The following is an 11,789-nucleotide window of genomic DNA, read 5'->3' as shown; positions in this document are numbered from 1 at the left end:
GATGTTACAATCTTTGTGTCAAATTAAATAAATTGACAAAATTGACAAAAATATGATATAAGAGCGGTAAAATATGCTATAATCATTTAGAAATCAAAAAGGAATTATTATGTTATTAGGTTTTGGTGGAAGAAATTTCTACTCTTTTAAAGAAGATTTTGATGTTACTTTGGAGCATAAAGATGAAGTATTATCAGTTCTTGGTATAAAGGGTGCTAATGCTTCGGGTAAGACAAATGTAGTTAGAGCTTTATCATACATAAGAATGTTTATGTATGATTCTTTTTCACAGATTAAACCTGAAGACGGAATGCTATATAAACCTTTTTTTGATTGTAGTGAATCAACAGAACTTTATATTCACTTTAAAACAGATGATATTGAATATAAATATGAGATTGAATTTACACAAGAATCATTGATAAAAGAGTCACTTTCTCGCAAAGAGTCTCGTTGGACGACGATACTTATTAGAGAAGAACAAAATATTACAGAGTGTATTAAAGAATTAGATGAACTTAAAGCTATTAATATAAATAGAAACAATGCATCTATCATTAGTATTGCCCACCAACATGGACTAAAAGAATTAAAAACTTTTTACAGTTTTGCAGAAAATATAGCTACAAATGTAAATATTTTAGGAAAAATGACTAATAATGAGCATTTTATGGGATATAAAGATATATCTAAAGTTTATTTTAAAAATAAAGAACTGTTGAATCTCGTAGGTAAGCTTTTAAATAAAGCAGATACAGGTATCACACGAATAGAAATTGTAGAGATTGAAGATAAAATTACTAAAGAATTAACATATGAACCATTATTTCATCATGTAGTAGATAGTAAAATTTATAAATTGCAATACAATGATGAATCAAATGGTACACGGTTATTATATAGACAACTTGGTGCTTATTTAACAGCTCTTTCTTTTGGTTCTGTTATCGCATATGATGAGTTTGATATAGGGCTACACCCTGATTTATCATTGATGCTTATTGATTTATTTGAAGATAAAGAAGAAAATAGAAATGGTGCTCAACTCATCTTTACCAGTCATCATTCTGAAGTAATAGATAAGCTTGGAAAGTATCGTTTAGTCTTTGTAAACAAAGAAGATAATGAGAGTTATCTTTATAGGCTAGATGAAATACCTGGAGATATTTTAAGACCTGATAGGTCTATCATGCCTGCCTACAATTCTCATAAAATTGGTGGTCGTCCAAAGGTTATGGCACATGGCTAAAAAAGGTAATACTAAGAAAGATTCTTTTTTAGCATCTATTCCACAAATTTCATTAAATGCTACAGACAATAATTTGGCACAACGTTGCAAGTTTAATTTTTCTTATTTTGTGAATAGTGATGATGCAGGACAGGATTTTAAAGACTGGAATCAAGAGGAATTAGTAAAACTTTTAGATAAACTTAAAGAGTATTCTAAGTTTCCCTTGAATCATTGGAAAACTCAATATGTTGGTAAATATCCAGTTTTTGCAAATTATGGATCGGCTTTTCCAACTAGTACAGATTTTAATGAGCCTCAACATATTCCTATAGAAGTGGAATGGTGTAGAATTCATTTAGAAAACAAACCTAGATTGATAGGATTTGTTGTACCTGATAGTTATCATGATGCGATACAAGAGAATAGTTCTTTTAGATTTGATAAGAATACTTTTTATGTAGTCTTTTTAGATAAAGAGCATAAATTCTATAAAACAAGTTCATAGCTTTATACATTACGGATTTAAATTATTATTTAAAATAAATACTAAAACAGGAATTGTTCTATAGAAAATAGAAAAAATTCCTTCATTTATTTACGGTAGTCTCATTGGTGCATTACCGCTTTTGGTATCTACATGCTGAAGCATATGCTTTAAATTATCGCCTTTTCCCAAACCTCACTAAAAATCTCTATTGCCTCTATAATTTCCTTTTCACTCAACCCTCCAAATCCCATACGTACAGCCTCGAACTCTCCACCACAACGCTCTTTAGCTAAGTAAATTTTTATTCTTGCTTCTTCTGCTAATATTTTGAATTTTTCCCAGTCAAAAGGCACAGAGGGATGTATGAGTATGGCTAGTCCTCCTCCTTCTGAGACGATGTGCATGGAATTGCCTAGTTTTTCTTTAAGTGTGTCTCTCATAAGATTGTGTTTTTTCTTATTGATTGTACGCATTTTACGTATATGTCTGTCGTAGTGACCCTCTGCCATAAATTGTGCTAGTGTGAGCTGTGTAGTGAGTGCAACTTTGGCAAAGTGTGCATCATAACTCTTAGAATAGATTGATACCAACCAATGAGGCAAGACCATATACCCCACACGTAAAGCAGGGGAGAGTGACTTGGCAAATGTACCTAGATAGATGACACTTTCATGCTTATCTAAGCCTTGTAAGGAAGGAATAGGTCGGTTGCTATAGGTGAGTTCACTGTCGTAGTCATCTTCTATGATGATACCATCTCTTTCTTGCATGAGATCTAGGAGTTTGTGCCTGTTAGCTATAGGGATGCTTACACCTGTGGGGTATTGATGAGAAGGGGTAATGTAGAGTATCTGGGCTTTACTGTTGCTAAGAGTTTCCATACTAACCCCTTTGCTGTCTACTTTGATATACTCCATGTTGTAACCATACTCAGCAAAGACTTTCCTTGCGATGTGATAGCCTGGATGTTCTATACCAAAATATTTGTATTTGTCTTTAAGTAATTTGGCTATAAGTCTCATACTTTCTATAAATCCTGAAGTAATGACTATCTGTGAGACATCACAAACTACAGCACGTGAATCTCTAAGGTATTTGGCTATCTGTTCTCTAAGGACTAGTTCTCCCTTCCCCTCAGGGTAGGCACCGAAATCTACTGAGTCATCTAATACTTTCGTAGCAATACGTTTCCAAGTCTTGAGTGGAAAATCACTTGAACAAAGCTGTGCAGGAAAAAAGTCAAACTTGTAAGTAGGGTAAGTATGTGCATAAGGTACAGAAGAAGAATCGTTTGATTTAAAGGTGTCAAAATAGACTTCACTGACATAATATCCAGATTTTGGTCTGCTCTCTATATATCCCTCAGCATAGAGTTGTGCATAGGCACTCTCTACAGTTGTTTTACTGAGATTATAGAGTGAGGCTACTTTACGTATGGAAGGGAGTTTGTCTCCTATAGTATAGTTGTTTTGAATGTCATTTTTTATTTCTAAATAGAGTTGTAGATGTAGAGGTGTTGTACTGTTTAGATGAAGTGTATACACAAACTGTCCTTATAAAAATTAAATATTTTGTATCTTTACACAAGGTTAGATTAGACGTATAATAGCATAAAAATTGTAGGAATATGTATGAACAAAGTATTTGAAATTACAGATGAAAATATGATAAATACCGTACTAGACAGCACTGAGTACGGTACATTAGCCTTGAGTGTAGAAGATAAACCCTACGCAGTACCCATTAACTTTGTACGACTGGAAGAAGCTATCTACTTTCATGGAGCATTGAGTAATAAAAAGATGAAGATGCTTGCATCTAATCCTAGTGTGTCATTCTCTGTCGTGCAGAGCTATTCGCTCATTGCGTCGTTTATGTGTAGTACAGAGGGCTTGGCATGTCCTGCTACACAGTTTTTTAAATCTGTGAGTATTGATGGGGTGCTAGAGGTAGTAGAGAGTAGAGAAGAAAAAGCTAAAATGTTTGAAGCCCTTATGTCTAAGTTACAACCAGAAGGTGGATACAAACTCTTTAGTGATGAAACCTATGATAAATCACTCAAAGCTACAGCGGTGTTAAAGATAATACCCTCGACAGTCTCTTGTAAATTCAAGTTTGGTCAGCACCTTAATGAAGAGCGTTTTACTATGATACTAAAGCATTTAGAAGTGCGTGGTAATATACTTGACAAAGAGACGATAGAGATGATGAAAGCACAAAGGATCAGAGTATGCAACTAAAAATAGCTGAATTATCCGATATAGAAGCCACACTTAGACTTCATGCTAAGTATCAAATAGATACTATTAACGAAGAGGATAAAAAAGATGGTTTTGTTACCACTGCCTTTACCAAAGAAGAACTTACCCAACTCATAGAGCAAGAGCAGGGACTCTTTATAGCCAAAGAGGGTGAAGAGGTTATTGCCTATGTGATGGCTGCATCATGGGAGTTTTGGTCTAAGTGGTCTATGTTTCAGCATATGATAAAAGATTTGCCAAACTTGGAATATAAGGGACAACAACTGAGTGTAGAGAACTCTTATCAGTATGGTCCCATCTGTATAGACAAGCAATATAGAGGTACGGCTGTACTCAAAGATATATTTAACTTCTCATTAGCTCACATGGCAAAACGCTACCCTATACTCGTAACCTTCGTAAACCAGATAAATCCACGCTCCTATCAAGCACATAAACGTAAACTAGAACTAGGGGTCATACAAGAGTTTGAGTTTAATGGCAATAGGTATTGGGAGTTTGTGTGTGAGACTTCTAAGCCAGTAGTTTGACAAGTAAATTATAAACTACTATAACTGCTGAAATATTTGGAGAGAGATTGAAGTTTAGCTCATTCTAATTTTATCAAGTAAATAAAGTTTTAAATCTTGATATTTTACGATATCCATCGTAGGCTTCTCAATCCCTTCAATATCAAAAGGATCCTCTTCTTTTGCCTCAATAAGCTGCACAATGTTTTTTGGCAGATAGGTGATGCGATAATGCATAATGGTATCAATAAAATCTTTACCAGTAAATCCGCACTTTTTCATAAGATAAACCATATCATAAAGATCTCTAATCTTGTTTCTGTCAAGGAGTAGCAGAGATTTGAGCTTGAAGATGCTTTCAACAGATGCGATACGCAAATGTTCCAGAGTATGCTTGGTGTCATCTTTGAGAATCTCACTCTCATAGATATTGCTTGAAGGGTTGATAACAAAATCAACTTTTACACCATTGATAATATAACGCTTCATGACTTCATTAATATCTCCACCTTCATTAATGGCTGTATCTATAATACCTTGTTCAAACTCTAAAGGGATCACCTCGTCAAAATCTTCAAGAAAATCAAGATCTGGCAGTTTGTCTGAAAAAGGAAAACAGATATCAAGGTCAAAACTCTCACGATGAGTAATGTGATAAGCTAAAGCAGTGCCACCTATGAGTATGGCTTTATGTTCAGAGAAAAGTGGTATTTTTTTTGAATTTATCAAGAAGTGCTTGAGTTTGCTGATTGATCATGCAGAAGTTAAGGCAGTGTCAACATGTGACATAACACTATGAATGAGTTTATCTGAAAGTCTATCTCTGTGCTTCATGAGAGCTGCCAATACCACATCTACACCGAAAAATGCTATAAATTTCTCAATGACAAAATCATTGTAGGCTCTTTTGAGCGTAGAGACAATGAAGATGTCCCTTGGAACTGTTTTAGAGAGATCATTATTCCAAAAGATAGCTCTTGGCATCCCTGCATCTATAAGTTGTTTGGCTGTGACAGTTTTAGGAGATGGCATATTTTTGAGTAGTAGCATTGCATAGGAAGGTACTTTGCCAGACTTTTTCCACCCTGCAACTGTAAAATAGGGGATTTGAGCATAGTTTGAGAAAGCTTTTTTACTAATACCTTTGGTATCTAACATTTTTTCAAATAGATCATGTTTTGTTTTCATTGGCTCTCCTTACTAAGTTATTGTTATTTTAACCAATTTTTTTTTATTTGTCAAAATGACAACTATTTATCTACTCATTCCTTTCTTGGATTTTGTATTTGTTTGTGTTTTTATTTGAAATTCTGTCTTAATCTTCTGCATCTGCGGATCTGAAAAGTTCACTTTGAGATCATTACCCTGTTTAGTGACCTTGGAGATAAAATGTCAGACGCAGTGCTTAATTCTGCACAATATTTCAAAACCAGTCTATAAAATAGAGGCTTTCACCAAAGACAACTGCCTAATATGACTCTTCGTTTGACACTTTGGAACAGGTTGTGGTGAACTACCAATCATGAAGATGGTAGTGGCTATGTTTCATACCATGATGGTAATGTGTGTGTCTATGTAAGAGCTTAGCTTTAATAAGAAGCTCTTTATCTTGTAAAAAATGATCTAAATCACCATTGAAGATAAGTCGATGTTTATGATTTAATACTAATGCTCTGTTGCCCAACTCATGAGCCAAAGAGAGATTATGTGTTGATGTTATGGTGGTAATTTCCAACTCATCCAATAGCTCTACTAACCACGCTGTTGTGGTAGGATCAAGGTTGGCAGAGGGTTCATCCATCAAAAGAAGTTTGGGTTCAATCACCAAAAGTGATGCCAGGGCAACACGCTGCTTCTCTCCTCCGCTTAGAAAAAACGGTGGAGTGTTGAGATATTTGGTTAAGGAAAACTTTTTGGCTATCTCTATAACTCTATCGTCGATATTATCAAATCCAAACTCTCTAAGCCCAAAGGCTATCTCTTCTTTTACTGTAGCATTAAAAAGAAGCATATTGGGGTCTTGCATTAAAAAGACAACCTCTTTTCTAAACTTTTTAGAGATTCTCTTTATACTCTTTTTATCTACTATCTCTTCTTGATAGAGAAGTTGACCAGATTTAGGAAAGATAAGGGCATCCATGATCTTTAAAAGCGTTGATTTGCCACTTCCGTTGATACCCAATAAAACGATTCGTTCACCTTCATTTACTTTAAAAGAGATATCTCTTAAAAGCTCTTTTCGTTCACCTTTGAAATCGATATGATCAAAGGAGATGTTTTTGAGTTCAATCATTAAAAAATCCTCTACTCTTCATACCCAGTGAGATATCTTTTGATGTATGAAGTGTTTTATTTACAAAGTAAAAGAGTGTAGCATTGAGTGACTTCAACCAAGTTGCCAATGTAGGTTTTAGGGTTCGGGAAGTGTAGCCCATCTGAAACTCCGCAAAGGTGCGCTGAAAAATATAGATTTGTGAAAAAGAGAGGGTCACTAATGAGGTGAGTCTTTTTGAAAAAGCAAGAAGATTAAAGATATTGATCCTCTCCAGCATGGCAAAAGTCATAAAGGTTAAAAGAAAAACACGAATATTTAAAAGCACAATAAAAGAGAGCTTTATCTCCTTGAAGAGTCCCATAAAAAGATAAGAGAGAGATATTACCAACAAAGAGAGCCATACGGTTTTACTGACACGTATAAAAAGGTATTTTAAATTCTTATAAGAGAGCATAAAAATACTGACCATTGCCACAAGTAAATACCAAATATTATGAATAGAGGTAAAGAGTACTAATAGAAATAGATAGATAGTAAAGAGGTATTGGTCTCTATTCATCTGTAAATACCGTTTTAAAATTTCTCTTTAAAAAGCGATAGAGTGTTACGGTAATCACCCCCTCAACAATTCCTAATAGTGCATGAGGAAGTATGAGTGCAATAGTAGTGGTTTTTATATCGAATGGAAAAAAGAGAGGCTCTCCTGAGGCAGAGGCAATAAGTGGCTGAAGACCTAATATTAAAGCGACAAAGAGAGCAGGAATATTCATTCCTATCCAACCAGCTATAAAAAGAGCCAATGTTTCATTGATTTTTTTAAAAAGTTTATAGCTATAATAGGCACTAAAACTGCCTAGAAATGCAATGGCAGCTACATTAATCCCCAATGTGGTTATTCCCCCTTCTCCAAAAAACAGTGCCTCTACAACTATTACCATAGAGAGTGCACTAAAGGCCAAATAGGGAGAAAAAAGAATACTGATAAGTGCTACTCCGCTAAGATGGGCAGAGGTTCCTGCTGGAAGAGGTATGGCTATCATCATCAATACAAAACTAAGTGCTGAGAGTGCTGAAAGAAAAGAGATCTGTTCACTCTCTATCGATACTTTTTTAAAGGCTTGGTACCATAGTACAGCGGTTAGCCCCCAAAGGGGGATATAGGTTGTGGGCGAGACAAATCCATCAGGTATATGCACGAAGACTCCTAAAATAGACTTGAAAAGCTAAAAAGTATCCGATAGTCCTCTTTACCCTCGCTGCCTTGCTGAAGATTCTCTTCATTGAGGTGGGTATAGATGGGGGTTTTGATGCCCAAACCAACACTAATTGTTTTATAATAGAGTCTAAAGCCAGTGGTGTTATAGAGGATTTGACCACCTGTTGCCTCTTGCTTAATACCATTTTCCTCATCTCTTCCAAGATAGAGATAATTAGCTTCGATATTTGCATCAATTCGTAATTTTTGTTTACGGTTGGTATAGAGCTTGTAGGTAAGAGCGGTATTGGCTCGTATCTCATCAGCAAATTTAACTTTAGTACCATCACTATATTGATATTCTAAAAAAGTATTATAAGAGCTATCGGCTAAAAAGGTCCAATCTTCATCAAACCATTTGGTAGCACTAAGCCCTATCATAAAGGAAGGCTTGCCAAATCCAAGTTGCATTCCTGCATCATAAAGGGTACCATCGCTTCTTTTTATGTTGGTATCTCCTGTAGGCAGTGAAAGATTCATAAAGGTGGTAAAGTGCCAATCCTCAAGGTCATCTAGAGACTCATTTGACGGGGTAAGCATCCATCCGTTATCATACTTGAATCCCAAAACACCCATGAGATTGATATCGTGAAAACCACTGGTAGACTCACTGTTTTCTAGCGTTTTGGTATAGTAAGGCATAAATATATAAGCACTAAGATATGAAGTGAATCCATATCCCAAGCCATACATGAAATAGCTACTGGAAGACCCCTCATCGTCTATAGGGGAGGAATACGTTGTATAAGAGGCACTGTCAACCTTTAAATAGCTTAAAAACTTTCCCTCAGGCAGTGTAGCCGAGCTGGTGGTTTCAATAGGAGCTCCTGGCCCCTCCAATCCTGCAACCCCCAATGAAGCAACCCCATGGTGTGCAAAAAGACAACTTGTCGCAAATAGTGTTATAACTAAACTTTTTTTCATTTTTTTCTCCTGTTAATAAAATGTAATAGGGCAAATAGGGCAAAAATAAGAGCCACTCCCACAAATATCTTTTGAAATCTTTCATAAAAACTTTGTGAATACCCTTGCAGCTGCATGTGCTCATCTACTTCTATGTCTATCGAAGCCCCATGACCATCTTCACTCACCGCTTTTACGTGCCATACACCGCTTTGATTTGGAATAAAGATAACCCGTGAATTGCTATCGGTTCTCCCCACAGCAAAAGGGAGCTTCGCATTGGGGGCATAGACTTCATACTGTTGATAAGAAAAATCAGCACCTCCTCCGAAGGAAAATGTTACTACTGTAGCTTGATTCTGTTCAACTTTATGATGTAAATCATGTGCAAAAGAGAAACAGCTTAAAAGAGTTACAATAATAAATTTTCTCATTCTTTAACCTCAAAATTGAGTGTAGTTGTAAATATGGTCTCATCATAGAGTTCACTATGAGCAGATGGCTCTTTACGTGTCGCTTGTATATTCTGAATACCGCTATGCTTGATGCGTATATTGATTTTTCCATTTTTGTCACTTACGCCTCGTACTTTACCATCATAGGCAACAGCAATGCCCTCTATAGGTTTTTGTTGATAGAAGAGTTGTAAATGAGCCTTATCTCCAATCTCTTTAGGACTATTGAGAAGGAGAATCTCCAAGGAGTTAGAGAGTACTTTATCCTCTCCCTTTTCAATTCGTTTTACACTTTCGTAACTTCTCCAGCTTTTTAATGGCATCTTGACACTATTTTTTGGAAGATTTTTGATGCCATAAGGGGTTTTTGTAAAGTATCCATTATCTAGTCTTATATATAAAGAGTCACACTTTTTATATATAGTCAGAGGATAGCGTTTTTCTCTCTTTAGGGCATCTATATTGCTGCCATTTTTGCAGATGATCTCTTGAATATTGTTGGGATCATAGGGGATGACTTTGCGTCCTTGATGCTCTTGTGTAAGGTGTAGATGACCATATTGCAGTACAAAACTGTCACTTTGCTTCTCAATCCAGATATCATGTGTCCATAGAGACAGAGGGAAAAGTAGTAGTAGTAAAAATCTCATAAATATACTCCTAAGGTAAAAATTAGGCATATCATAGAGAAAGAAAAATTATAAAGATATAAAAAAAATAACTTCTGCTCTATTTCAGGGACTAAAATATCTCTTTTTTCTCTTTGGGTGTATAGTTAAATCTGAATTCAGCCTCTTTTAGATAGAAAATACTCAAGGTTTCAACTGCTTGTGCTGGATGACTTTGGTATCATACAAATGAGTGCAGATGATGCTATCAATCTCTTTGAAATCATTGAAGATAGAACAGAGATAAATTCAACCATCATCACTTCTCAGCTTCCTGTTTCACAGTGGTATGATTATCTCAATAATGATACAGTGGCCGATGCTATTTTACTTTAGGATACAGAATGCATCAAAAAAATGGACTATGCCAGTTTTGAACTGCTGTCCTGCTGGCCAAGATAAATATATAGAGGTGCAGCGTTTATGTTACCAAATATGGCTGACACGGAATTTTAAATGCTCTCTTCCAATCTGTGATTTAACAGTATATTAAAGGGTAACTATCTTCTAATAAATTCCAAATTTAAAGTTTTAAATTAGTTTATTTTTTATGAATGACTATTCATTATATTTAATGCACCATTTAAAACACTTTGGCTAATATAACAATTAAATATATTATTTATAATATAAGATTATATCTATAGGTCTTCTATAAAGATTTAATTATTATTTAGTATACAACCAGAATTAGGAAAAATTAATTTGTCCAAAACATGTTGCATAATATTGATTATGTATAATTCTGGTCTTGATTTCTGGTTGTCTAGTGAATAATTATTTATATTTGATCTAATAAAATATAATTGATTTCTGATCAACCTTTCTCTATCAACAGTTAGTTAGAAATTGCATATGATTTTAGAATAGATATCTATAAAGTCAATGTGTTGAACAGGTACCATTTCCTCTGCTTTTTTCTAACTTACCTGCTACAAACATTTCAACACTTGCTTTTACTGTTGGTGAACTCTGATCAAAATAAAGATCAAGTCCTGCTTGAGCAAAACCTTGTGCAGGTGAGTTGCCAATGCCTGAAACAATCAATGCGTCAGGATTTAAGTTCATAATATTAGATACCGCATTACCACAAGCCCCACTCTTATGCCCTTGATTTTCTACACATTCAACATCTGATATTTTAGTACCCTTTAGTGTAATGATGGTATAATATTTCGCTTTGCCAAAGTGAGCACCTCTTTTACTTAAATACCCCATATCTTCATCGGTTGGAAATACCAATTTCATTTCTTTCTCCTTTTCATAGTATAGTTTAATATTTTGTACCATAGAGGTTAAATATTTCTAGATATTTTTATTGTTTATTTTATAATAATAATGATGATTTGATCTCGACATTAATTTTATTCATATGCATAAAACTAGTATTATTTTATCTTATATTAACACACTTGTCAATAGTAGAACTTATAACTCTGTAGATCAAGACAACTTGATTCCCACTAAAAAGAGAGAGTTTAGGAGTATTAATTGATTAAAGAATCTGCTGTGGGTACTTAACTTTCTTTTTTACAAAATAAACATTAGTAGAAGGGTGGTTAAATATAAAATAATATGAATGATATCTATGAATAAACTGAAGAAAATCTGAAATAAAATAACTGAATCAGTACTTACTTTTTTGGATCAACATGCTTAAATCGCTCTTCTATAGGGCGAAAGTACTATAAAAATGAATACCTATTCATAAATATTAACAAGATTTTTATTTTCTATAAGATAAA

General features: G+C 34.5%; 15 protein-coding genes. 5 read left to right on the top strand and 10 right to left on the bottom strand.

Features of this window, described 5'->3' with window-relative positions:
* Positions 1-109 precede the first annotated feature (109 nt).
* Positions 110-1,249, top strand: coding sequence for an AAA family ATPase (locus ACZ48W_RS01825; protein WP_464829260.1), 1,140 nt, complete (start codon positions 110-112; stop codon positions 1,247-1,249).
* On the top strand, positions 1,242-1,736 hold the full coding sequence (locus tag ACZ48W_RS01820; RefSeq protein WP_464829257.1) for a hypothetical protein: 495 nt from the start codon (positions 1,242-1,244) through the stop codon (positions 1,734-1,736). The genes ACZ48W_RS01825 and ACZ48W_RS01820 overlap by 8 nt, the downstream gene beginning before the upstream one ends.
* Positions 1,737-1,885: 149 nt before the next feature.
* Here ACZ48W_RS01820 and pdxR read toward each other — a convergent pair whose 3' ends face one another.
* Positions 1,886-3,262: a MocR-like pyridoxine biosynthesis transcription factor PdxR gene (pdxR, locus tag ACZ48W_RS01815; RefSeq protein ID WP_464829254.1), complete on the bottom strand. Its 1,377-nt coding sequence runs from the start codon at positions 3,260-3,262 to the stop codon at positions 1,886-1,888.
* Positions 3,263-3,349: 87 nt separating this feature from the next.
* Here pdxR and ACZ48W_RS01810 point away from each other — a divergent pair, with 87 nt between their 5' ends.
* Positions 3,350-3,958, top strand: a complete 609-nt coding sequence (locus ACZ48W_RS01810; protein WP_464829251.1) for a pyridoxamine 5'-phosphate oxidase family protein — start codon at positions 3,350-3,352, stop codon at positions 3,956-3,958.
* On the top strand, positions 3,949-4,509 hold the full coding sequence (locus ACZ48W_RS01805; protein ID WP_464829249.1) for a GNAT family acetyltransferase: 561 nt from the start codon (positions 3,949-3,951) through the stop codon (positions 4,507-4,509). Before ACZ48W_RS01810 ends, ACZ48W_RS01805 begins: the two co-directional genes overlap by 10 nt.
* A 54-nt stretch (positions 4,510-4,563) precedes the next feature.
* Here ACZ48W_RS01805 and ACZ48W_RS01800 read toward each other — a convergent pair whose 3' ends face one another.
* The 8 genes from ACZ48W_RS01800 to ACZ48W_RS01765 all read right to left on the bottom strand — a co-directional run bounded on the left by ACZ48W_RS01800 (position 4,564) and on the right by ACZ48W_RS01765 (position 10,026).
* On the bottom strand, positions 4,564-5,217 hold the full coding sequence (locus tag ACZ48W_RS01800) for a nucleotidyl transferase AbiEii/AbiGii toxin family protein (protein ID WP_464829247.1): 654 nt from the start codon (positions 5,215-5,217) through the stop codon (positions 4,564-4,566).
* Between the two features lie 24 nt (positions 5,218-5,241).
* Positions 5,242-5,676 carry a hypothetical protein gene (locus tag ACZ48W_RS01795; RefSeq protein ID WP_464829245.1) on the bottom strand — a complete coding sequence of 145 codons (435 nt, stop codon included), beginning with the start codon at positions 5,674-5,676 and terminating at the stop codon, positions 5,242-5,244.
* 325 nt (positions 5,677-6,001) lie between these two features.
* Positions 6,002-6,781 carry an energy-coupling factor ABC transporter ATP-binding protein gene (locus tag ACZ48W_RS01790; protein ID WP_464829243.1) on the bottom strand — a complete coding sequence of 260 codons (780 nt, stop codon included), beginning with the start codon at positions 6,779-6,781 and terminating at the stop codon, positions 6,002-6,004.
* Entirely contained in the window at positions 6,774-7,322 is a 549-nt protein-coding gene (locus ACZ48W_RS01785; protein ID WP_464829241.1) for a hypothetical protein, read from the bottom strand. The genes ACZ48W_RS01790 and ACZ48W_RS01785 overlap by 8 nt, the downstream gene beginning before the upstream one ends.
* Positions 7,315-7,959 carry an energy-coupling factor ABC transporter permease gene (locus ACZ48W_RS01780; protein WP_464829239.1) on the bottom strand — a complete coding sequence of 215 codons (645 nt, stop codon included), beginning with the start codon at positions 7,957-7,959 and terminating at the stop codon, positions 7,315-7,317. Before ACZ48W_RS01780 ends, ACZ48W_RS01785 begins: the two co-directional genes overlap by 8 nt.
* Before the next feature lie 8 nt (positions 7,960-7,967).
* Complete coding sequence (locus ACZ48W_RS01775) at positions 7,968-8,942, bottom strand: transporter family protein (RefSeq protein ID WP_464829237.1); 975 nt, start codon at positions 8,940-8,942, stop codon at positions 7,968-7,970.
* Positions 8,939-9,355: a hypothetical protein gene (locus ACZ48W_RS01770; protein ID WP_464829235.1), complete on the bottom strand. Its 417-nt coding sequence runs from the start codon at positions 9,353-9,355 to the stop codon at positions 8,939-8,941. Before ACZ48W_RS01770 ends, ACZ48W_RS01775 begins: the two co-directional genes overlap by 4 nt.
* Positions 9,352-10,026: a DUF4198 domain-containing protein gene (locus ACZ48W_RS01765; protein WP_464829233.1), complete on the bottom strand. Its 675-nt coding sequence runs from the start codon at positions 10,024-10,026 to the stop codon at positions 9,352-9,354. The genes ACZ48W_RS01770 and ACZ48W_RS01765 overlap by 4 nt, the downstream gene beginning before the upstream one ends.
* 135 nt (positions 10,027-10,161) lie before the next feature.
* Between ACZ48W_RS01765 and ACZ48W_RS01760 the strand changes: the two genes are divergently transcribed.
* The gene (locus ACZ48W_RS01760) at positions 10,162-10,380 is read left to right on the top strand and encodes an ATP-binding protein (RefSeq protein ID WP_464830454.1); all 219 of its coding nucleotides are present in this window, start codon (positions 10,162-10,164) and stop codon (positions 10,378-10,380) included.
* A gap of 546 nt (positions 10,381-10,926) precedes the next feature.
* Here ACZ48W_RS01760 and ACZ48W_RS01755 read toward each other — a convergent pair.
* Positions 10,927-11,292 (bottom strand): NifB/NifX family molybdenum-iron cluster-binding protein, encoded by a 366-nt coding sequence (locus ACZ48W_RS01755; protein WP_464829231.1) that lies wholly within the window; start codon positions 11,290-11,292, stop codon positions 10,927-10,929.
* Positions 11,293-11,789 lie beyond the last annotated feature (497 nt).

This window comes from Sulfurovum aggregans, from assembly GCF_055385215.1.
This window is presented reverse-complemented; position numbering and strand designations above follow the sequence as displayed.

What these genes read in the sequence shown, in the direction of transcription:
- ACZ48W_RS01805 (WP_464829249.1), top strand. Translation starts at nt 3,949, where the DNA reads ATGCAACTAAAAATAGCTGAATTATCCGATATAGAAGCCACACTTAGA.
- ACZ48W_RS01795 (WP_464829245.1), bottom strand. Translation starts at nt 5,676, where the DNA reads ATGAAAACAAAACATGATCTATTTGAAAAAATGTTAGATACCAAAGGT.
- ACZ48W_RS01825 (WP_464829260.1), top strand. Translation starts at nt 110, where the DNA reads ATGTTATTAGGTTTTGGTGGAAGAAATTTCTACTCTTTTAAAGAAGAT.
- ACZ48W_RS01785 (WP_464829241.1), bottom strand. Translation starts at nt 7,322, where the DNA reads ATGAATAGAGACCAATACCTCTTTACTATCTATCTATTTCTATTAGTA.
- ACZ48W_RS01765 (WP_464829233.1), bottom strand. Translation starts at nt 10,026, where the DNA reads ATGAGATTTTTACTACTACTACTTTTCCCTCTGTCTCTATGGACACAT.
- ACZ48W_RS01810 (WP_464829251.1), top strand. Translation starts at nt 3,350, where the DNA reads ATGAACAAAGTATTTGAAATTACAGATGAAAATATGATAAATACCGTA.
- ACZ48W_RS01775 (WP_464829237.1), bottom strand. Translation starts at nt 8,942, where the DNA reads ATGAAAAAAAGTTTAGTTATAACACTATTTGCGACAAGTTGTCTTTTT.
- ACZ48W_RS01790 (WP_464829243.1), bottom strand. Translation starts at nt 6,781, where the DNA reads ATGATTGAACTCAAAAACATCTCCTTTGATCATATCGATTTCAAAGGT.
- ACZ48W_RS01820 (WP_464829257.1), top strand. Translation starts at nt 1,242, where the DNA reads ATGGCTAAAAAAGGTAATACTAAGAAAGATTCTTTTTTAGCATCTATT.
- ACZ48W_RS01770 (WP_464829235.1), bottom strand. Translation starts at nt 9,355, where the DNA reads ATGAGAAAATTTATTATTGTAACTCTTTTAAGCTGTTTCTCTTTTGCA.
- ACZ48W_RS01755 (WP_464829231.1), bottom strand. Translation starts at nt 11,292, where the DNA reads ATGAAATTGGTATTTCCAACCGATGAAGATATGGGGTATTTAAGTAAA.